The sequence below is a fragment of the Methylobacterium sp. ap11 genome, from assembly GCF_900110515.1.
GTDB lineage: Bacteria > Pseudomonadota > Alphaproteobacteria > Rhizobiales > Beijerinckiaceae > Methylobacterium > Methylobacterium ajmalii.
Genome location: NZ_FOEB01000007.1, coordinates 107,032 through 128,202, shown reverse-complemented (window position 1 = coordinate 128,202; position 21,171 = coordinate 107,032). Strand labels below are relative to the sequence as shown.

General features: G+C 68.8%; 15 protein-coding genes, 2 tRNA genes and 1 pseudogene. 10 read left to right on the top strand and 8 right to left on the bottom strand.

Going from position 1 to position 21,171, the window contains the following annotated elements:
* The first annotated feature begins 118 nt into the window (after positions 1–118).
* Together BMX97_RS12540 and BMX97_RS12535 are read left to right on the top strand one after the other, a co-directional pair.
* Positions 119–937, top strand: a complete 819-nt coding sequence (locus tag BMX97_RS12540; RefSeq protein ID WP_091750233.1) for a creatininase family protein — start codon at positions 119–121, stop codon at positions 935–937.
* A gap of 74 nt (positions 938–1,011) precedes the next feature.
* Positions 1,012–1,974, top strand: a complete 963-nt coding sequence (locus tag BMX97_RS12535; RefSeq protein ID WP_091750230.1) for a CobW family GTP-binding protein — start codon at positions 1,012–1,014, stop codon at positions 1,972–1,974.
* A gap of 219 nt (positions 1,975–2,193) precedes the next feature.
* Here BMX97_RS12535 and nhaA read toward each other — a convergent pair whose 3' ends face one another.
* Complete coding sequence (gene nhaA, locus BMX97_RS12530) at positions 2,194–3,390, bottom strand: Na+/H+ antiporter NhaA (RefSeq protein WP_091750228.1); 1,197 nt, start codon at positions 3,388–3,390, stop codon at positions 2,194–2,196.
* Between the two features lie 293 nt (positions 3,391–3,683).
* On the opposite strand from nhaA, the gene BMX97_RS12525 reads away from it, so the two are divergent.
* Entirely contained in the window at positions 3,684–4,454 is a 771-nt protein-coding gene (locus tag BMX97_RS12525; RefSeq protein WP_091750225.1) for a potassium channel family protein, read from the top strand.
* A 10-nt stretch (positions 4,455–4,464) separates the two neighbouring features.
* Here the strand turns inward: BMX97_RS12525 and BMX97_RS12520 are convergent, their stop codons facing one another.
* Together BMX97_RS12520 and BMX97_RS12515 are read right to left on the bottom strand one after the other, a co-directional pair.
* Complete coding sequence (locus tag BMX97_RS12520; protein WP_091750222.1) at positions 4,465–5,136, bottom strand: helix-hairpin-helix domain-containing protein; 672 nt, start codon at positions 5,134–5,136, stop codon at positions 4,465–4,467.
* A 221-nt stretch (positions 5,137–5,357) separates the two neighbouring features.
* Positions 5,358–6,257, bottom strand: coding sequence for a C40 family peptidase (locus BMX97_RS12515; protein ID WP_091750219.1), 900 nt, complete (start codon positions 6,255–6,257; stop codon positions 5,358–5,360).
* Positions 6,258–6,527: 270 nt separating this feature from the next.
* Here BMX97_RS12515 and BMX97_RS12510 point away from each other — a divergent pair, with 270 nt between their 5' ends.
* The 5 genes and pseudogenes from BMX97_RS12510 (at position 6,528) to BMX97_RS12490 (ending at position 12,863) form a co-directional block, all read left to right on the top strand.
* On the top strand, positions 6,528–6,893 hold the full coding sequence (locus BMX97_RS12510) for a hypothetical protein (protein ID WP_091750216.1): 366 nt from the start codon (positions 6,528–6,530) through the stop codon (positions 6,891–6,893).
* Positions 6,894–7,079: 186 nt separating this feature from the next.
* Positions 7,080–7,541 (top strand): MarR family winged helix-turn-helix transcriptional regulator, encoded by a 462-nt coding sequence (locus BMX97_RS12505; protein WP_091750213.1) that lies wholly within the window; start codon positions 7,080–7,082, stop codon positions 7,539–7,541.
* Positions 7,542–7,862: 321 nt separating this feature from the next.
* A pseudogene (locus tag BMX97_RS12500) lies at positions 7,863–8,318 on the top strand (NUDIX hydrolase); the annotation flags it as partial.
* Between the two features lie 305 nt (positions 8,319–8,623).
* Entirely contained in the window at positions 8,624–9,340 is a 717-nt protein-coding gene (locus tag BMX97_RS12495) for an MgtC/SapB family protein (RefSeq protein ID WP_091750206.1), read from the top strand.
* Between the two features lie 427 nt (positions 9,341–9,767).
* Entirely contained in the window at positions 9,768–12,863 is a 3,096-nt protein-coding gene (locus BMX97_RS12490) for a rhamnosyltransferase WsaF family glycosyltransferase (protein WP_091750203.1), read from the top strand.
* Between the two features lie 270 nt (positions 12,864–13,133).
* Here the strand turns inward: BMX97_RS12490 and BMX97_RS12485 are convergent, their stop codons facing one another.
* From BMX97_RS12485 to BMX97_RS12470, 4 genes are read right to left on the bottom strand one after another with little or no spacing between them, the layout of a single operon-like run.
* Entirely contained in the window at positions 13,134–14,030 is an 897-nt protein-coding gene (locus BMX97_RS12485; protein WP_091750200.1) for an ABC transporter permease, read from the bottom strand.
* A gap of 3 nt (positions 14,031–14,033) precedes the next feature.
* Positions 14,034–15,035 carry an ABC transporter permease gene (locus tag BMX97_RS12480; protein ID WP_091750197.1) on the bottom strand — a complete coding sequence of 334 codons (1,002 nt, stop codon included), beginning with the start codon at positions 15,033–15,035 and terminating at the stop codon, positions 14,034–14,036.
* Positions 15,032–16,315 carry an ABC transporter substrate-binding protein gene (locus BMX97_RS12475; RefSeq protein WP_091750195.1) on the bottom strand — a complete coding sequence of 428 codons (1,284 nt, stop codon included), beginning with the start codon at positions 16,313–16,315 and terminating at the stop codon, positions 15,032–15,034. Before BMX97_RS12475 ends, BMX97_RS12480 begins: the two co-directional genes overlap by 4 nt.
* Before the next feature lie 29 nt (positions 16,316–16,344).
* A complete protein-coding gene (locus BMX97_RS12470) occupies positions 16,345–17,349 on the bottom strand; it encodes an ABC transporter ATP-binding protein (RefSeq protein WP_091750192.1) in 1,005 nt (334 codons plus the stop codon).
* Between the two features lie 221 nt (positions 17,350–17,570).
* On the opposite strand from BMX97_RS12470, the gene BMX97_RS12465 reads away from it, so the two are divergent.
* Together BMX97_RS12465 and BMX97_RS12460 are read left to right on the top strand one after the other, a co-directional pair.
* Positions 17,571–17,645: transfer RNA gene (locus tag BMX97_RS12465), tRNA-Thr, on the top strand.
* An 85-nt stretch (positions 17,646–17,730) separates the two neighbouring features.
* A tRNA-Thr gene (locus tag BMX97_RS12460) sits at positions 17,731–17,805 on the top strand.
* 146 nt (positions 17,806–17,951) lie between these two features.
* On the opposite strand, the gene BMX97_RS12455 is transcribed toward BMX97_RS12460, so the two are convergent.
* Positions 17,952–20,855 (bottom strand): bifunctional diguanylate cyclase/phosphodiesterase, encoded by a 2,904-nt coding sequence (locus tag BMX97_RS12455; protein WP_091750189.1) that lies wholly within the window; start codon positions 20,853–20,855, stop codon positions 17,952–17,954.
* Positions 20,856–21,171 lie beyond the last annotated feature (316 nt).

Below are 21,171 nucleotides of genomic sequence, written 5' to 3'. Positions count from 1 at the left end.
CGGCGCCCCGCACGCACATGGCAGCCGGCCTGTGACGCCTGGATGACGCGGCCCCGGTTCCGGCCCGGACCGCCGCGGCTTATGTTGCCGGCGACGGACAGATGGCGAGGAGACGCGCATGCCGGCCCGGCCCTGGGGCGACCTGACCACCGAGGAGTGCCGCGCGGGCGCGCTCCGGGCCGCCGTGGCGGTGCTGCCGGTCGCGGCCGTGGAGCAGCACGGGCCGCACCTGCCGCTCGCGACCGACGTCGTCATCGCCGAGGGCTACCTCGCGCGGGCCATGGCCCTCGTCCCGGATGACCTCGACGTGCGGGTTCTGCCGGTCCAGCAGGTCGGCCTGTCGCCGGAGCACGCCGACTTTCCCGGCACCCTGACGCTCACCCCCGAGACGGCGCTGAGGGCCTGGGGCGAGATCGGCGACGGGGTGGCGCGGGCGGGCTGCCGGCGCCTCGTCGTCGTGTCCTCGCACGGCGGCAACAGCGCCCTCGCCGACCTCGTGGCCCTGGGTCTGCGCGGCCGGCACGGAATGGTCGCGGTGACGACCGCCTGGAGCCGCTTCGGCACCCCGCCGGGCCTGTTTCCCGGGGACGAGGCGCGCCACGGCATCCATGGCGGCGGGATCGAGACCGCCCTGATGCTGGCCTTGCGCCCCGACCTCGTGCGCCGCGACGCGATCCGCGACTTCGTGCCGGCGACGCGGAAGATCGAGCGCACCTATACCCACCTGCGGGCCGGCCGCCCGGCGGCCTTCGCCTGGCACGCCCAGGACCTGAACCCCGCGGGCGCCATCGGCGACGCGCGCCTCGGCACCGCGGAGGCGGGGCGGGCCCTCCTCGATCACGGCGCCCGGGCCTTCGCCGAGCTCCTGCGCGACATCGCCCGCTTTCCCCTGCCTTCTTTCCCTCCGCCGACCTTGGTCTCCCGCGGCGACGAGTGACACACTATATCACCGACTGGCGCGGCGCCCCGGCGGCGCCCGCCCCCGGTCCGGTTGCAGAAGAAGCCTCCCGCATGTCCGACAAGATCCCCGTCACGGTGCTCACCGGCTACCTCGGCGCCGGCAAGACCACGCTCCTCAACCGCATCCTCACCGAGCCGCACGGCAAGCGCTACGCCGTGATCGTCAACGAGTTCGGCGAGATCGGCATCGACAACGACCTCGTCGTCGGCGCCGACGAGGAAGTGTTCGAGATGAACAACGGCTGCATCTGCTGCACCGTGCGCGGCGACCTGATCCGCATCATGGACGGGCTGATGAAGCGCAAGGGCAAGTTCGACGCGATCATCGTCGAGACCACCGGCCTCGCCGACCCGGCCCCGGTCGCCCAGACCTTCTTCGTCGACCAGGATGTCGGCGAGGCCGCCACCCTCGACGCGGTGGTGACGGTGGTCGATGCCAAGTGGCTGTCCGAGCGCCTGAAGGACGCCCCCGAGGCCAAGAACCAGGTCGCCTTCGCGGACGTGATCCTGCTCAACAAGTCCGACCTCGTCGACGAGGCGGGCCTGGACGGCGTCGAGCGCCAGATCCGCGCCCTCAACCCGTCCGCCGAGATCCACCGCACGCAGCATTGCGCCATCGCCCTGGACAAGGTGCTCGGTCGCAACGCCTTCGACCTCGCCCGCATCATCGAGATCGAGCCCGGTTTCTTGGAGGAGGGGCACCACCACCACCATTCCGACGAGATCCAGTCGATCTCGGCGCGGTTGCCCGGCGCGGTCGACCCCAACAAGTTCATGCCGTGGATCTCCGACCTGACCCAGGTCCAGGGCCCCGACATCCTGCGCTGCAAGGGCATCGTCAGCTTCCCCGACGAGCCGCGCCGCTTCGTCTTCCAGGGCGTGCACATGATCCTCGACGGCGACCTGCAGGACGAGTGGAAGCCGGGCGACCCGCGCGAGTCCCGCGTCGTCTTCATCGGCCGCCACCTCGACCCGGAGGCGATCCGCAAGGGGTTCGAGGCCTGCCGGGCCTGAGCCGCCCGCTCCCGGCTCGACCGGGAGCGAGCGATCGTTGCGCCGTGGCGATCCCGTGCGCGCTCGCGGCGCGCTCGCGCGCCGGACGGCCATGCCGCGGGTCGCCGGCACCGCCGCGCTGTCGGGTGGGGCCCGCGACCTCGACGCGGCGCGGCGATCCGCGTCCGGGGCTCCGGCGTCGGTCCGGCCGCGGGTCCGACGATCAAGCGGGTCCGGCGATCAGGGCCTGCGCTCCGGCACGCGCGGCGCCAGCCGCAGCACCAGTGCCCCGGCCGCCATGCAGGCCAGCGAGCCGACCAGCACGCCGATCTTGGTCTCGGCTTCGAGCTCGGGGCTCGCCGCGAAGGCCAGCAGCCCGATGAACAGGCTCATCGTGAACCCGACGCCGCACAGCAGCGCCACGCCGTAGACCTGCAGCCAGGTCGCACGCGCGGGCCGCTGCGCCCAGCCGAGCCGGACCACGGCCAGCACGAACCCGAACACGCCGAGCTGCTTGCCGACGAAGAGGCCGAGCGCCACCCCGAGCGTCACCGGGTCGAGCAGCATCGCCGGACTGAACCCGGCCAGCGAGACGCCCGCATTGGCGAACCCGAAGATCGGCAGGATGAGGAACGCCGACCACGGGTGGATGGCGTGCTCGAGGATGTGCAGCGGCGAGGTCGGGTCGTCCGGCTTGCCGACGCTGAGGCGCAGCGGGATCGTCAGCGCGAGCAGCACGCCCGCGATGGTCGCGTGGATGCCGGATTTCAGGACGAACACCCACAAGACCGCGCCGAGCAGCAGGTAGGGCCACAGGCGTGCCACCCCGGCCTTGTTCATTCCGTAGAGCACGGCGAGCGTCAGGCCGGCGCCGCCGAGCATCGGCAGCGAGAGATCGGCGGTGTAGAACGCCGCGATGATGAGGACCGCGCCGAGGTCGTCGATGATGGCGAGCGCGGTCAGGAAGACCTTGAGCGAGACCGGCACCCGCGAGCCGAGCAGCGCCAGCACCCCCAGCGCGAAGGCGATGTCGGTGGCCGCGGGAATCGCCCAGCCGCGCAGGGTCTCGGGCGAGTGCCGGTTGACCGCGACGTAGACCAGCGCCGGCATCAGCATGCCGCCGAGGGCGGCGATTCCGGGGAGGATGCGATCCGGCCAGGTGCGCAGGCGCCCGTCCAGCATCTCGCGCTTGATCTCGAGGCCGACCAGCAGGAAGAACACCGCCATCAGGGCGTCGTTGATCCAGTGCAGCACCGAGAGCGGCCCGAGATGGGCCGCGAGGACGGCGAAATAGGTCTCCGCCCAGGGCGAGTTCGCGACGACCAGCGCCAGGGCGGCGCTCGCCATCAGCACGAGGCCGCCGCCGGCCTCGTTGCGCAGCATGGTGCGCAGGGCCGAGAGCGGCCGGCGCACCGGCAGGGGGACCCGACCGCTCATGCCGCCGCCGTGCCGACACGGGAAGGACGGGTCGGCGATGCCCGGCCGATCGCCGGGGGGGTCGGAGCCGGCACGGGGCCGGCCGCCGGGACCGGATCGCCGCCGCGAAGGATCGGATGGGGCATGGGCACGGGTCTCCCCCGCTGGCGGCCCGACCAACGGCGAAGAACCTGCAAGCCCCGCGCCGGGACCGCACACCTTGGCCTCCGTATCCCATCGACGGGGCCGGCGCGCAACGGGCGGCGGCGTCCCGGATGCGGTATGGGGCGGCCTTCGCCCGCCCGACCGGATCCATGACCGCCCTCACAGCCAGACTCCGCGCCCTCTACGAGGGCGACACCGACGGGGCGCACCGCTTCCGGTACGCCCTGCTCGCCTTCGATGTCGCGACGGTCGCCTTCGTGATCGCGACCTCGTTCCTGCCGCTCTCGCCCTGGGTCGCCGCCGGCGACGTGGTCCTCGGCCTCGGGGTGCTGGCCGACTTCGCCGGCCGCCTGGCGATCAGCCGAGCGCCGGCGCGCGAGTTCCTGCGGCTGAGCACCTGGACGGACGTGGTGGCGATCGCCTCGTTCCTGGCGCCGATGTTCGTGCAGGGCGTCGGCTTCCTGCGCATCCTGCGCACGCTGCGGCTCCTGCGCACCTACCAGCTGCTCGACCGGCTGCGCCGGGACAGCGGGATCTTCCAGCGCCACGAGGAGGCGATCCTGGCCGCCACCAACCTGGTGGTGTTCGTGTTCGTGATGACCGGCGTGGTCTACGTCACGCAGGCCGGCAGCAATCCGGCGATCGGCAGCCCGGTCGATGCGCTGTACTTCACGGTCACCTCGCTGACGACCACCGGCTACGGCGACATCACCCTGCCGGGCCCGTCCGGCCGGCTGATCTCGGTCGTCGTGATGATCTGCGGCGTGACGCTGTTCTTCCGCCTCGCCCAGGTGGTGTTCCGGCCCTACAAGGTGCGGTTTCCTTGTCCGACCTGCGGGCTGCAGCGCCACGAGCCGGACGCCGTGCACTGCAAGGCCTGCGGCACCGTGCTGAACATCCCCGACGACGGCGCCGACTGATCCCGACGCCCTACCGTACCGTGACCTGGCCCTTGATCCTGTCGTAGGTCGCCCGGCTCAGGACCCGCTTCGACAGGAGCTCGCCCGGCGAGGCGTAGGGCCGCCGGGCGACGATCGCCTTGCCGATCATGCCGCCGCCCAGCCCGTTCAGCTCGGCCACGCTGGCCGTGTTGAGGTCGACGGCGCCGGCCGCGGCCGCGGCGGGAGCCGGCTCCTCGGCCGTCGCGACCGAGGGCGGGCTGAAGACCGGGGGAGGGCTGGGCGCCGGCATCGTCGCCGGGGCGGCGCTCGGGGCGGGAACGGCAGGGGCGGGAGCCGGCACGGGAGTCGACATGGGGGCCGGGGCGGGCGTCGCCTCGGCTGCCGGCGGCTGGCGTGGCGGCGACGGCTCGGCCGGGCGCGGACCGGGATAGACCGAGCGCACCGGGTCCGCGGTCTCGCCCGTCGCCGGAGCCGCGGCGCTCCGCTCGCTCTCGGCCCGTCTGGACGAGTCCGCCTTGCCGGACGGATCCCCCTTGGAAGAGTCGCCCTTGGAGGAGTCTCCCTTGGCACCACCCACCTTGGGCGGCTCGGAGAGGTGGGGGCCGGTCGCGCGCGGCATCAGGAACTGCCACAGGCCGGCGAGGCCGGCTGCCAGCACGACGATGACGAGGGCGCGGGTGATGGCCGAACCGGTCAGCATCGCGGGCGGGTGTCCTCAAGGCTCGAAGGAGCGGGCCGCGCGAGGCGGTCCCTTACGTCACAGTCTATCGCAGGTGATGGCGGAGGCGAGGCGGCGCCAGCCCCGCCCGGGCTCCATTCCGTGCGATGTCCACGGATTTGCACGCGCGATTCGACGCGCACCGGGCCGGTTTCCCCGGTGTCGCGGAGCGCGATGTCCCGGACGACCTCTCTCGGCGGGCGTCAGGCGGCGATCGGGCGCCGGATCGCGCGGATCGCCCCGTCGCCGGTCCCGGGCCCCGTGCGCCCGGCGCGGATGCGCCCTTCCGCCTCGGCGAGCGGCTCGATCGCCACCGCCATGTGGTGGCCGTTGGCGTGGATCAGGCGGGCCTCGTCGAGCATCATCCCGACATGGCCGCGCCAGAACACCAGGTCGCCCCGCCGCAGGCCGGCGAGGTCCGCCGTGACCGGCACCGCCTCGCCGAAGGCGGCCTCCTGCTGGTCGCTGTCGCGCGGCGCCGCGATCCCGGCGGCGGCGAGCGCCGTCTGTACCAGCCCGGAGCAATCGAGCCCGAGGCTGCTGCGCCCGCCCCAGAGATAAGGCACGCCGAGGAAGCGCAGGGCCGTCGCGGCGACGTCCGGCTCGACCGCGTCCAGGGCGGCGAGGTGCCCGGCCCAGGCGAAGCGGCCGTCGGCGAGGCGCGCATAGGCGCCCTCGCGCCCCGCGACCGCCACCCGGGCGCCGAGGCTGAGCGCCCCGACGACGGGCCGCTTCAGGTCGGCGGCCGGGTACAGGAAGGTCCGCAGGGCCGAGACCCGATGGGTCGGGACCGGATCGACCGGGCCGAGGGCCTCGGCCGGCAGGTAGCCGACATAACCGTCCGCCGAGAGCTGCGCGAAGGCGAACCCGTCCCGGACCTCGTAGACGGTCGCCGCCTCGCCGAGCAGCGCCTCGCTGTCGAGGGCGGCGGCGGGATCGGGCGCACGGCGCAGGGGCGCCACGGGGACGCGGATCCGATGCGTCGTCCCGGCGACGTAGCGGGCCGCCTCGACCCGCCCGCGCAGGCGCTCGTCGGCGAGGTCGGGCCGGGCCGGCGTCAGGCGCGGATCGAGGGGGGCGTCGGCGGGGAAGGGGGCGGTCATGGTGCCGGCCAGTCTCTCAAGCCGGGAAGCCGGGGGCAAGCCGGTGCGCGCATCGAGCGGGATGACGGCGTGGCGGACCGCACCTGCGACGTTATGCCCTGGATGGGGTCCGGCACGGGCACAAGTCGAATTTTCGCGGCGCCGGCGTGCGGTTACCTTCCGGACCCTGCGGAACCGCGCCGGCAGCCCGGGCAACCATTCCGGCCGCGCCGGGTTGGACATGCGCGTGTTGCACTGCAACAATCGCCGTGCCTGCGCTATGGTCAGCCCATGATGATGAGCCGCACCGTGAAGAAGCCGACCGACAAGCCCCGCAACCTGCCGCCCATCCGGGTTCGCAAGGAGCCGCCGACCGTCTCCGAAGCGGTGGCCGCGGCCCAGGACCTCGCCGACGACGTCGAGCAGCAGGTCGAGATCGCCGCAGGCCTGATCGGCCTGTCCCCCGACGAGGTGCGCCCGCACGTGCTCCAGGCGGCCCAGGCCCAGGCGGCCAAGCCGAAGGCCGAGCGTTCGCCCGAGCGGATCATCAGCACCGGCAGCGGCCTGCGCGGCCCCCGCACGGTCATCGTCGAGCGCCGGGCCACCCGGCCCCTGGTCGAGCGCCGGATCCGGCCGCCGCTCGACGGGCGCCGCTGAGGTCTGCGGCCACCGCCGGCCCGCCCATCATCCCGTGCTGTTGCGCAAGGAGTTGCATTCGAGAGAGTATTGTCCACCATCGAACGCATCGGTGCGATTTCGGCGGGCCGCCCCGCCATGATAGGCTGGCGGCACGACAATCCTTCGGCGAGGGCGGCGTCCGATTGCCGTCGGTATGGTGAGACCATGAACTCTCTCGAGCCTGTCCTGTCAGGCGTGACCGCTCTGCGGCTCGACAACCAGCTCTGCTACGCGCTCTATGCGGCCTCCCACCGCATGACGAAGTGCTACCGGCCGCTGCTCGAGCGGCTGGGATTGACCTATCCGCAGTATCTCGTCCTGATCGTACTGTGGGAGAACGACGGCCTGACCGTCTCCGACATCGGCCGCCGCCTGCGTCTCGATTCCGGAACCCTGACGCCGGTGCTCAAGCGCCTCGAGGCCGCCGGCTTCGTCCGCCGCACCCGGCGCCAGGCCGACGAGCGCGAGGTCGAGATCAGCCTGACCGAGGAGGGCCACGCCCTCGAGGAGCAGGCCGTCGAGGTGCGCCGGTCGATCGTCGAGACCCTGCAGATGACCGAAGGCGAGATCGCCGACCTGCGCGCCCGCCTCGACGTGCTCATCGCCACCCTGGGCGGCGATGCCTGAAGGCGACGGACCCTGCGGCGGTTTGTTTTGCCGGTTAACAAATCCTGCTTGAGCGCCGCGCCGCATCCCGTTTAAAGGGACGGACGGGAAGACGCCGCCCGCCGCGAGGGGGAGCGGAAGGTCGCGCGTCCCCGAGGGCCGACGCGCCCGGGTTCGATCCGCGTGGGCCATTCCGCGTCGGCGAGATCCCCGCGATCGGCCTCTCGCCTCCGCCGTCTCCCGCCCCCGACCGGACCCCTTGCGAGTGCGCCGCGACGTGACACCCGTGACCTGCACCCGTCCTCGCCCGGGACGCCGCATCGCCGCCGGCCGGGCCGGCGCATGAGGAGCCTCAAGGCCCTGGCGGGCGCCCTGACCGGCTGGTCGGAGCGCAACGGCGAGCCGCGCCGCCAGGTCGGCGTGCTGCCGCTCCGGACCCTGCCGGGCGGCGAGATGCAGGTCATGCTCATCACCTCCCGGGAGACCCGGCGCTGGGTGGTGCCGAAGGGCTGGCCGATGAAGGGCCTGAAGAACTACGAGGCCGCCGCCCGCGAGGCCTACGAGGAGGCCGGGCTGATCGGCCGGGTCGGCCGGCGGGCGCTCGGCAGTTACTTCTACCAGAAGCGCCTGAAGAGCCGCGACACGGTGCTGTGCCAGGTCCAGGTCTTCCGCCTGGAGGTGCGCAAGCAGCTCAAGACCTGGCCCGAGCAGCACGAGCGCGACTGCCGCTGGTTCAGCGTGCCGGACGCGGCGGAGGCGGTCACCGAGGCCGGGCTCGCCGCCCTGATCCGGGCCGCCGGCGCGGACGGCGCCAAGGCCAAGGCGAAGGTCAAGGCCGCCGCGCATGCGGGCTCCGCGGCCAAGGATGCGGCCAAGGATGCGGCCGCCAAGGACGCCTCTGCCCGGGAAGCCTCCGCGAAGAGGAATGCCGCCAAGGCATCGACCGGCCGGGAATCCGGCGGCAAGGGGTCCGCCACCAAGGGGCCGGCCGGCCGCGCGCCCTGACGGCGACGGTGCTATCGGGCCGTCATACGGCCCCGCTATAGCGGCAGGCTTTCCCGCGGGGTGATCCCCGCGGCTCCCTCCCGACGAATGCGGACGCGATGGCGATCATCCAGGCCTTCCAGGCCGGCGAATTCCTCAACTCGGTCCTGAGCCTGTTCTGCGCCTTCGTGCTCGGCACCCTGATCGGGGCGGAGCGCCAGTACCGCCAGCGCACCGCGGGCCTGCGCACCAACGTGCTGGTGGCGGTGGGGGCGGCGGCCTTCACCGATCTCGGCATGCGCATCGGCCACGCCGACGGGGCGATCCGCATCGTCGCCTACGTGGTCTCGGGCGTCGGCTTCCTGGGCGCCGGCGTGATCATGAAGGAGGGGATGAACGTCCGCGGCCTCAACACCGCCGCGACGCTGTGGTGCTCGGCCGCCGTCGGGGCGCTCTCGGGCGTCGACCTCGCCGCGGAGGCCGCCCTCGTCACCGCCGCGGTGCTCGCCGGCAACACCCTGCTGCGGCCCCTCGTCAACGCCATCAACCGCATCCCGATCGACGAGCGCGACGCCGAGGCAACCTACGAGGTCCGCGCCACCACCGACACCGACCGCCTCTCCGAGGTGCGCGACCTCCTGGTCGAGCGCCTGGAGGCGGCCCACTACCCGGTGAGCGAGGTCGACGTCGAGGAGCGCGGCGAGGACGAGGTCGAGGTCGTGGCGACCCTGGTCAGCACCGCGATCGAGCCGGAGGAGATCGAGGCGGTGATCGCTCGCCTGGGGGCTGCGGACGGCATCCGGCGGGCCACCTGGGTGGTGCGGACGACGGATTGAAGGGCATGCGCCCGATGCTGTGGTGGACCGCGGCGTTGCAATCGAGCGCCGCCCTCGGTATCCGATTTTCTCCGCGTGCTGTCTGCCGCGAGCCCGGCTGCGCGCTGTGGGGCAACATTCCTGATTGGACGGCGGACGTAGCATCCATCCATTCCTGAGAGGGATGCGAAGTAACGTTCGAATTCTGGTTTGACCCATCCGATCTTTGGAAGGCTGAAATGTGGACAAACGATTATCGTATGGTTACTAACCAGGCGCGGGCATGCCCATCAGGTCGAAAATTTTTCCCAGTCGATTTATTTTCGAAGAGAACTCAAAATCGAAAAATGAGTTTAATGGTGAATATTAAAAACATATTAGTTTGTTATTATTGAAATGAATCGCGTGTTCCGCCGCATACCCAATAAATCGCTATGACGAGGATGAAATGGATCTCTTTGACTTCGATTGGTATAGGTCACTCGTCAAAGACCTTCTTAAGCGCGGCCAGTTGCGACAGCATTACCGCGAGCGTGGACAAAGCAAAGGGCTTTCGCCTAGTCCGTATTTCGATCCGCAGTGGTATGCGCGCGTAACGAACAATCCGATAGACGGCGAGATCGATCTTCTCGACCACTTTGTCGAGAACGGATTGTTGAATCTATACGATCCCCATCCTCTGTTTAACTCGAAATGGTATAGTTGGAACTATCTTGGGGAAAATGCGACTGTCATCCCCTTGATTCACTACATCGAAGAAGGTTGGCAGGCTGGAAATAATCCGCATCCGCTTTTTTGGGGACAGTGGTACAAAAATAAGTACTTGAACGAGATCGATGGCATCGATCCTTTCTATCATTTCCTGGTCGAGGGACATACCAAAGGCTGCCAGCCCAATCCACTTTTCGATGTGCATTGGTATGTTCAACAATACAACTTGAGCGACAAAGATAACGCGCTGATAGATTATATTTACGGTGGCCACACAACCCGCGATCCACACCCATTATTCGATTCAAACTTTTATCGATCGCAGGTCGATTGCTTCGAACTGAGCCCTCTTGAGCATTATTTGACGAATAGGTCAAATGCTAATCCGTGCATCATATTTGACGAGGAGTTTTTTGTACAGCAAGCGCGCAGTAAACTGATATCGAAAGAAGTGCAAAAATATCCATCTCTAGTGCAATTTATAGAAATTGGGAAAGAATTTAGCATAGATCCACACCCCTTGTTCAGCGAAAAATTTTATTACAAACAATACCAAGATATCAAGCAGAACGGCATCGGGGCTCTCAGCCACTACGTACGATGGGGCGCGCGCGAGGGGCGCCAGCCGCATCCGCTGTTCGAGCCTGATTACTTCTGGGAGCAGTTTCCCGAGACGCGCAACGCCAATCCTCTGATCGAGTACCTGAAGCGGTCAGCCGATTCCAAGGCCAGGCCGAGAAGACCAAGGCAGCCCGACACACGGTTGAAGACTCTGCCGTCATCCCGAAAGGTTGTCAGCTTCTGCAGCAAAGGGCCTCGCCCCGAAGTGCCGACGATCGACGCTCACGTTGGTGTGTTTGCGCACATCTTCTACAGCGATTTGGCCAATTATGTCGTTAAATACACAAATAACATTACGTTAAATTGCACTATCTACATATCAACAACGACTGTTGTTGATGCAAAAGTTATCGATCGAGTCTTCAGTAAGAAGTCGAAGCACAATTTTGTCATCCGCGTTGTCCCAAATCGCGGTCGCGACATCGCACCAATGATAGTGTCATTTCGCGATGCCTTCGAGGAGTGCGACTACGCGGTCCACGTTCATACGAAAAAGTCGCCGCACTACCTAGGCGGGTTCGATCGGTGGCGCGACTATCTTTACAAGATGAATCTGGGGTCTCCAGAGCTTGTCAATTCGATAGTTGCGACTTTGAGCCGGCCCGAAGTCGGTGCCGTTGCGCCCGATCATTTTGCGCCGATCAAGCCGCTCATCCAATGGGGCGGAAATCTCGACAACGTCGCGAATCTGCTGTCGATGTGCGGCGAGACCGTCAGGGATGAGTCGGTTCTCGATCTCCCGAGCGGATCGATGTTCTGGTTCAAGCCGCGAGCACTGAAGAAACTACTTGATCTAAATCTGCGTCACTATCACTTCGACCCTGAAGAAGGGCAGGTCGACGGCACGCTCGCGCATGCCATCGAGAGAGGGTTCTTCTACTTCACGGAAGCGGCGGGCTACGAGTGGGTAATCCACGGCGAAGCCGGTTCGGGGACGGTCGTCGATGCAACCGGCGCTGAAGCAATCGGAAACCGATACTTCCCGACAGATCGTGATCTCGGTGCTGTTCGTAAGTACTACGGCGAGTGCACACACTACTTGATCCGGCCCAGCGATGTCGAAAAGCCTCGACTGAACCTGATGATTCCGCTCATCGAGCAGAGCAAAGGCTATGCCGGCATCGCGACGGGCATCCAGATCTTCCATGAACTCCGTCAGCGGCTGGGTGCCGATTTCGACGCTCGGATCATCACGACGGACGTCAGCTTCGGCAATCAATTTATTCCCGCCGAGGGTTTCGAGATCGTCTCCGCGCTTGATGCCGATGTCGAAGGGCGCGACGTCGTGATCGATGGGGCGCGTCGCTATCAATATCCGATCTTCATGCGACGAAACGATATCATGCTTGCGACCGCTTGGTGGACGGCCGCGGGAACGTTAAATATCATGGAGCAGCAGAAAAAGCTGTTCTCCACACGCCCGCAAAAGTTCCTATATCTTATACAAGATTTTGAGTGCGGATTTTATCCATGGTCGACGAAATATGCATTGGCGGACCAGACGTATCGTCACCCCGACATGACCGTGCCGATATTTAATACTGATATACTCAAAGATTATTTTGTAAAAAATGATATTTATGACCGTGGTCACGTCCTGAAGCCGGGTGTCAACTCGAACATAGATCAGCACATCGAACGCAGCTTGCCGAAAGAAAAGATCGTCCTGCTCTACGCACGGCCGCACGCCGAGCGAAACTGCCTGCCGTTCCTCGATATGCTGATCGACGCCGTCACGACGTCGGATCCGGAATTCTGGCAGGACTGGAGCTTCGTCGCGATCGGGGAGGACTTCGATCCCGACGTGCTGCGCTGTACCGACCGGATCACGACGAAGGGACGCCTGACGCTGGCCGAATACGGCAATCTCGCTTCGCGCGCCGCACTCGCCATCTCGCTGATGGTCTCGCCTCACCCGAGCTATCCGCCGATGGAACTCGCGAATGCCGGTGTCCTCGTTCTGACGAACGACTATGACAACAAGGACATGTCCCGGATCCACGACAACATCGAGTCTTTCGGCGTGTTCGACTTGGCGGCCGTGAGCCGCAGAGTCTCGGACCTTGGCCGTCGGTGGCTGGCCGATCCCGAGTGCGGCTGGCGCGGGAAGTCGAAGGTCGATTGGTTCTTCGACGGCCGATCGAACATCGACGAGATGATCTCGGCCCTGGCGGATGAGACCCGGGCGCTGATCGACCATAACGCATCCTGACGACCGGCCGGGGCGCCCGGGTTCTTGCCGGGCGCCCATGGCCGATCCGTCAGGCCGCCCTCTGTCGGGGGCCGGGCGATGGGATGGATGCCGAACCCGGGATCTGCCGGTTCGATCGAGCGCTTCCGGCAGGCGATTTGAGAGTGTCGGCTCCGCACCCGGCTGCGGACCGGGAGCGCGTCGGCGCTCGTCACCGTGCGTCCGCGGCAGTGACCGGCACGCGGGCAGCCATATCGGCGACTGCGATGCCAGCCCGGTCCCCCATGGTGGTCAGGTGCCGGGCAGCGTCACCCGCTTCGCCCGCCGCCGCTGGATCATGAGGAAGCTGCCGAAGGACAGCCCGATGACGAGGAGCGAGACGCCGGTGGTCACGGTGCCAAGGGCGTAGATCTCCGGCGTCGTCACCGTGGTGGTGAGGCCCTGCAACTCCAGCGGCAGGGTGTTGCGCCCGCCGATCGCCTGGCTGGTGCGGGCGAGTTCGTCCCAGGACAGGGTGAAGCCGAAGAGCGCCACGCCGACGAGCGAGGGCAGGATGATCGGCACCACGACGTGCCGGAGCGATTGCGGGCCGGTGGCGCCGAGGTCGCGGGCGGCCTCCTCGTAGGCCGGGTTGAAGCGGTTGAACACCGCGAACATGATCAGGAGGCCGAAGGGCAGGGTCCAGGTCAGGTGCGCACCGAGCGCCGAGGTGAACAGCCCCATCACGGTGCCGTGGTCCTGGAGGACGCCCCAGCCGGTTCGCGCCGCGAGGGCCTTGATGCCTTCGTCGATCAGCCGGAACTCGAGGCCGATGCCGAGCGAGACCACGATCGACGGCACGATCAGGCTCGCCACCGCGACGTAGAACAGCGGCGTCTGGCCGAGGAAGCCCTTGCGGAAGGCCAGCCCGGCGAAGAACGCGATGGTGACGGTGAGGCCCATCACCACGAGGCCGAGCGCCAGCGAGCGCCGGAACGCCGCCCAGATGTCGACCACGCCGAGCCCGGCCCAGAGGCGCGAGAACCAGAAGGTCGAGACCCCGTTCATCGGGAAGGTGAGCCCGCCCTGCGGGCCCTGGAAGCTGAGCGCCAGGATCGTCAGGGTCGGCCCGTACAGGAAGAGCACGAACAGCCCGAAGAAGCCGGCGAGCACGTAGAACGAGAAGGGGCGGGGGCCGTCGCGGCGCATGACTCAGAGCTCCCGGCGCAGGTCGATCAGGCGGGTGAGGCCTGCGATCAGCAGCATCACGGCGCCGAGCAGCACCACCGCGTTGGCGGCGGCCGCGGGGAATTGCAGGTAGGCCATCTGCACCTGGATCACCTTGCCGACCGAGGCGATCTGCTGGCCGCCCATGACGCCGACCGTGACGAAGTCGCCCATGATGAGCGTCAGCACGAAGATCGACCCGATGGCGATGCCGGGCTTGCAGAGCGGCACGATCACGTTCCACAGGGTCTGCCAGGGCGTGGCGCCGGCATCCGTGGCGGCCTCGATCAGCGAGCGGTCGATCCGCATCATCGAGTTGAAGATCGGCACGATCATGAACACCGTGTCGAGGTGGATGAAGGCCAGCACCACCGAGAAATCGGAGTAGAGCAGCCCCTCGATCGGGGTGCGGATCACGCCTAAGGACATCAGCGTGTCGTTGACGAGGCCGTTGCGACCGAGCAGCGGCACCCAGGCGATCATTCGGATCACGTTCGATGTCCAGAACGGGATGGTGCAGATGAGAAACAGCACCGTCTGCATCGCGGTCGAGCGGACGTGGAAGGCGACGAAGTAGGCCACCGTGAAGCCGATGGTCAGCGTCGCGGCCCAGCCGAGGAGGCAGAACTTCAAGGTCGACAGGTAGGTGCGGAAGGTGGTGCAGAGGTCGCCCCCGGACAGGCAGCCCTCGAACACGTCGGCGTAGTTCTGCAGCGTGAAGGCCGGGATGATCTCGTACTCGTTGTACTCCCAGAAGCTGACGATCAGGGTGAGCGCCAGCGGCACCAGGAAGAACACGAGGAAGATCAGCCCGAGCGGCATCGCCTGCCAGTAGGCGAGGCGGCGCTGGCGCCGCGTCACTGCTGCGAGGCCCGCAGGGGCCGGCAAGGGGGCCGGCAAGGGGGTCGGCAAGGAGGCCGACACGGGGGCCGGGGCGGCTTGCGCCGCCTCCGGCAGGGCATGCGTCCGAGCCGCGGACGTGCTCATGCGGCGATGAACTCGTTCCACTTGCGGACCATGTAGGTGTTCTCGTCCATCACCGAGTTCCAGCAGGCGACGCCGCCCATCCGCTGCTCGAACGAGCCGCCGTCGCGCAAGGCGCCGGCCTTCTCCATGATCGTGCCGTCCGGCGCCTTGATGTCCTTCTCGGCCGGCTTGCCCTCCATCCAAAATGCCCATTCGTAGGGCTCCATGTGGGCTTTTGCCGTCTCCAGCACCGCCGAATAGTAGCCTTGGCGATTCAGATAGGCACCGGCCCAGCCGGACAGGAACCAGTTGATGAAATCGTAGGCAGCGTCGAGCTTCTTTCCGGTCAGGGTCTTGGGCAGGCCGAAGCCGGTGGCCCAGGCGCGGTAGCCTTCTTTCAGCGGCTGGTAGGTGCAGGCGACGCCCTGCGAGCGCACCTTGGTGACGGCGGGCGACCACATCGACTGGATCACCGTCTCGCCCGACGCCATCAGGTTCACGGATTCGTTGAAGTCCTGCCAGAAGGCGCGGAACTGGCCGGCGCGCTTGGCCTCGATCAGCACCTTCATGGTGCGGTCGATCTCGGCCTTCGTCATGTTGCCCTTGTCGGGATAGGTGTAGTCGCCGCTGGCCTCCACCACCATCGCGGCGTCCATGATGCCGATCGACGGGATGTTGAGGATCGAGGCCTTGCCCTTGAACTCGGGGTTCAGCAGTTCCTTCCAGCTCGTGATCGGGCGCTTGATCAGGTCGGGCCGGATGCCCAGCGTGTCGGCGTTGTAGGTCGTAGGGATCAGGGTGATCCACTCGGTCGGGGAGGCGGCGAACTTGGTCGAGGTCTGGCCCTCGAGATAGAACACCTTCTTGGGCGCCGTGCCCTGGTCGCCGATCTTCTTGCCCGCGACCTCGCCCTTGGTGAAGACAGGGGTGATCTTGTCGGCGTTCTTGATCCGGCGCGCGTCCATGCCGACGAGGTTGCCCGACGGCATCAGCTTCTTGAGGCTGAAATACTCCGAATCGACGATGTCGAACGAGTTCGGCTGGGTGACGACGCGCTTCGAGACCTCGTCGGTCGTGACCGGGATGTACTCGATCGTGATGCCGAGATCCTCCTTCACCTTGCGGGCGATGTCGCCGCTCTGGTTCACGGCGGTGCCGAGGTAGCGAAGCGTCACCGGCTCGGCGGCGACGATCGCCGGGAAGCCCGTGATCGCGCCGGAGCCGGCGGCGAGGCCGGCCGCGGCGCCGGCGCCCTGCAGCAGCGTGCGGCGCGACAGGCGCGGGGTCTTGGTGTCGGTCACGGTGACGTCTCCCTCTTCTTCACGGTGGGTCAGGCGTCGAGGCGGTGGGCCTCGTCCGCCGGCCAGCCCACCCGCACCGTGTCTCCGAGGGCGAGGGGGTGGCCGGCATAGGCGTGGTCGCTCAGGATCGCGGTGAGCGGCGCGCCGGCCTCGGCCGCGAGGCCGGACGTCTCGAGGCCGGACGTCTCGAGGCCGACATGGACGGTGCTGCCCTGGTACTCGACCGCGACGACGCGGGCGCTCAGCCCGTCGGGGCCGGCCTGCGGACCGAAGCGCATCCGGTCGGCCCGCACGGCGATGCGCCGGTCGGGGAGCGCGATGACGTTGTGGCCGCCGATGAAGCGGGCGACGAAGGCGGTGGCCGGCCGCTCGAACACCGTGCGGGGATCGGCCGCCTGCTCGATGCGCCCGCCGTTCATCACCACCACGAGGTCGGACAGCGCCATCGCCTCCTCCTGGCTGTGGGTGACGTGCACGAAGGTGATGCCGAGCTCGCCCTGCAGGCGCTTGAGCTCGGTGCGCATCCGCACCCGCAGGAACGGGTCGAGGGCCGAGAGCGGCTCGTCGAGGAGCAGCACCTTCGGGCCGGTGACGAGGGCGCGGGCGAGCGCCACGCGCTGCTGCTGCCCGCCCGAGAGCTGCGCCGGCAGGCGCCCGGCGAGGTGGTCCATCTGCACGAGCGCCAGCATCGCCTCGGCCCGCTTGAGGCGTTCCGCCTTCGGAACGCCCCGCATCTTGAGCCCGAACGCGACGTTGTCGCGGCAGGTGAGGTGCGGAAACAGCGCGTAGCTCTGGAACATCATCGCGGTGCCGCGCTCAGACGGCGGCAGGTCGCCCACCGCCTTGGGGCCGATCACCACGTCGCCCGACGAGACCGTCTCGTGCCCGGCGATCATCCGGAGCGTCGTGGTCTTGCCGCAGCCCGAGGGCCCGAGCAGGCAGCAATACGAGCCCGAGCGGATCTTCAGGTTGATCCCGTCGACCGCGACGGTGTCGCCGTAGCGCTTGGTCAGGCTGATCAGCTCGATGTCCATGCACCGTCCCTTGGCGCTCTCCCGTTGGACCTCGAGCAAAGCAAGGGACGGGCCAGGGGGAGGGGACCGGCCGGCGCGGCGCCGTCCGGCGCGCTCGCGATTCCTGCCCCGGGGCCTGTTGCAATGCGCCGGGCGATCCGCTATCCCCCCGCTCGTCTTCGGCGCACCGCGACGGACTGCCCGGCCTCATCGGTCGCGGCCAGCTTTCGTGGCGCCGACGGGCCGTTGTAGCTCAGTGGTAGAGCGCGTCATTGGTAATGACGAGGTCGGGAGTTCAATCCTCCCCAGCGGCACCATCCTTCACCGTGAGAATCCAAGTTTTCGCTCGGTGTGTCTGCGGTCTGTCCGCTCCCGATCGGGGGGGCAGCCCGGCACCGGCGCGCCGTTGTAGCTCAGTGGTAGAGCGCGTCATTGGTAATGACGAGGTCGGGAGTTCAATCCTCCCCAGCGGCACCATTCTCCCCCGATCGTCCTGAACCACCCATCCGCCGCGATCCCGCGGGCCGCTCCGTGCGGTCGGCGATCCCGAGGCGCCGCCCGGCGACGGGCGGGACGTCCACGTCGGAGGCTTGGTCGGCGGCTTGGTCGGAGGCTTGGCGCCCTCAGATGCCGGCCGCGATCATGCGGTTCTCTCCCGCATCGCGCATCCACGCCGCGTCCCGGGCGATCAGGCCGGCGAGCCGCTCGACCGGCTGCGGCTTGCCGAACAGGTAGCCCTGCATCTCCTCGCAGCCCTCCTCGGCGAGGAAGCGCATCTGCCCCTCGGTCTCGACGCCCTCGGCCACCACGCCGATGCCGAGGCTGCGGCCGAGCCCCAGCACCGCCCGCACGATCACGGCGGCGGAGGGACGCTGCTCGAGCTGGCTGACGAAGGAGCGGTCGATCTTGATCTTGTCGAACGGGAAGGCCTGCAGCGTCGCCAGCGACGAGTAGCCGGTGCCGAAATCGTCCATCGCGATGCCGATCCCGAGTGCCTTCAGCCGCCGCAGCACCGTGAGCGCGCGGGTCATGTCGTTGATGATGACCGTCTCGGTGATCTCGATCTCGAGCCGGTCCGGCGGCAGCCCGGTCTCGGCGAGGATCGCCCGCACCCGCTCGGGCAGGTCGGCCTGCTGGAACTGGCGCGGCGAGAGGTTGACGGCGACCTTGAGCGGATGCGCCCAGCCCGCCGCCTCCCGGCAGGCCGCCCGCAGCACCCATTCGCCGAGCGGCACGATCAGGCCCGTCTCCTCGGCGAGCGGGATGAAAGCGCCGGGCGGCACGAGGCCGCGCGAGGGGTGGCTCCAGCGCACCAGGGCCTCGAACCCGACGAGCCGGCCGCAGGCCGAGCGCACCTGGGGCTGGTAGTGCAGCATCAGCTCGTCGCGCACCAGGGCGTGGCGCAGGTCCGCCTCCAGCAGGCGCCGCTCGGCGAGGGCCGCGTCCATCGCGGTCTCGAAGGCGCGGGCGGTGTTCCGCCCGTCGGCCTTCGCCTTGTAGAGGGCGAGGTCGGCGCGCCGCAGGATCGTCTCCCCGTCGGTCCCGTGCGCGGGGGCGAGGGCGATGCCGATGCTCGCGCCGACCTCGATCGACTGGTCGCCGATCGCGACCGGGCGGCCGATCGCCCGGATCACCGCCTGCGCCCGCGCCGCCGCGTCCCCCGCGCCGTCGACGGAGGCGACGAGGATCGCGAACTCGTCGCCGCCGAGGCGCGCCGCGAGGTCGCCGGCCGCCAGCCCGGCGCCGAGGCGCTCGGCCACCGCCCGCAGCAGCGCGTCGCCCGTCAGGTGGCCGAGGGCGTCGTTGACCTCCTTGAAGCCGTCGAGGTCGAGGCACAGGACCGCGCAGGATCCGCCCGCCTCGGCGATCTCGGCCAGGCGCCCCTCCAGGCGCTCGCGGAACAGGGTGCGGTTCGGCAGGTCGGTGAGCGCGTCGTGGGCCGCCATGTGGGCGATCCGCCGCTCGGCCTCCTTGCGCACCCCGATATCGCCGTGGGTCCCCACGAGCCGCATCGCCCGGCCGTCGGCGCCGCGCGAGACGACCTTCGCCCGGGTCAGGAACCAGCCCCAGCTCCCGTCCTTGCGGCGCAGCCGGTGCTCGCACTCGAAGACCGGGATCTCCCCGGCGAGGTGCCGGTCGAGGAGCCCGACGACCTCCGCCCGGTCGTCGGGATGGATCAGCGAGCGCCACGTCCAGGTGTCGGAGGGCAGCTCGCCCGGCGCGTAGCCGAGCAGCTGCCACCAGCGGTCCGAGGTCCAGGCCTCGCCGGTGCGCAGGTCGCAATCCCACAGCCCGTCGCTGCCCGCGTCGAGCGCCAGCGCCAGGCGCTCCTCGCTCTCCCGCAGCGCCTCGTGGGCGAGGACCATGTCGTCGATGTCGAGGGCGGTGCCGATCCATTCGACGGCGGCACCGTCGTGCAGGACCGGCACCATGACGATCTTGTACCAGCGGTAGTCGCCCGACAGGTCCTTCAGCCGCGCCTCCGTCTCGAAGGTGCGCGCCTCGGCCTCCGCGATCCGCCACGCCGCGGCGATCGCCTCCCGGCCGTCCGGATGGTGGCTGGCGAAGCGCTGCTCGCGGGAGGACACGCCCGCCCCGAACAGGGCCTGGAAGCGCCGGTTGGTGTAGACGGTGTAGCCGTCCGCGGGCATGACCCAGACCATCTGCGGGAGCGTGTCGGTGAGCGCCCGCATGCGCTCCTCGCTCGCCACCAGGGCGGCCGTCCGCGCGCTCAGCACGCGGTTCATCTTGCGCAGGCGGTCCGCCGCCAGCGCCAGGGCCGCGCAGCCGAGCACCGCCAGGGTGACGACGGCGATGACGGCGGCGAGCGCGGCATGCGGCAGGCTGTCGACGACCGCCTCGGCCTGCGGGTCCGGGACGACCTGGACCGCCGTCATCGCGAGGAAGTGCAGCACGGTGATCCCCGAGGCCATGAGGAGGCTCGCGCGGACGAGGCGCCCGCCTCGCCCCGCCGGCGGCGCCCCGCCCGCCCTTGCGCGCGGCAGCGCCCCGCCGTCGGCTCCCCGCGGCAGCGCCAGGAGGGCGCCGCAGGTCAGGGCCACCCCGGCGACGATGGCCGCCGCCGCCAGGGCCGGGTCCACGACGACGCTGCCCTGGATCCGCACGCCCCGCAGGCCGGTGAAGTGCATCGCGGCGATGCCGAGGCCCAGGATCAGGCTGGCGGCGATCGCCCGGGCCCGGTCGCGGGAGCGCCGCAGGAGGGCGAAGGCCGCGAGCGCGCTCGCGATGCTGGCGAGGAGCCACGCGAGCGTGATCGCCGGGTCGTAGCTCACGCCCACCCCCGGATCGTAGCCCAGCATGGCGATGAAGTGCGTGCTCCAGATGCCGGCGCCGGCGGAGAAGGCCGCACCGGCGAGCCAGCCGAGCGACCCCCTGCCGTGCTCGGCGCGTGCCTGCTCCAGCAGGTGCAGGGCGGTGTGGCAGGAGAACCAGCAGACCAGCGCCGCCAGGGGAACGGCCCAGACGGTGAGCTCTGCCGTCAGGCAGACGAACGCACGATGCATCATGTCCTGCCGTGACGCCAACGATGCCGGCAACCTGCCTCAGAGGAGCTTAACAAAGGGCGTCTCCGGCGAACAGTGCCGGCGCCCGGCCGCAATCGTGCCCGGATGACCGCCCCTGCCGGCGCCCGATCGGCTGGACCTGTCCGCCCGCCCGACTGCCCTTCGACTGGCATGACGGTGCCGGCCCGAGCCGGAGAACTGGTCGAAGCATCGGTTCCACGCAGGGTGCGGCCGGTCGTCGGGTGCCGGCGTCGTGGTCGGTGCGGCGCGCGGCCGCCGCCACGGCCCGTCGGTAACGATTCGTTAACCATTGCGGCGC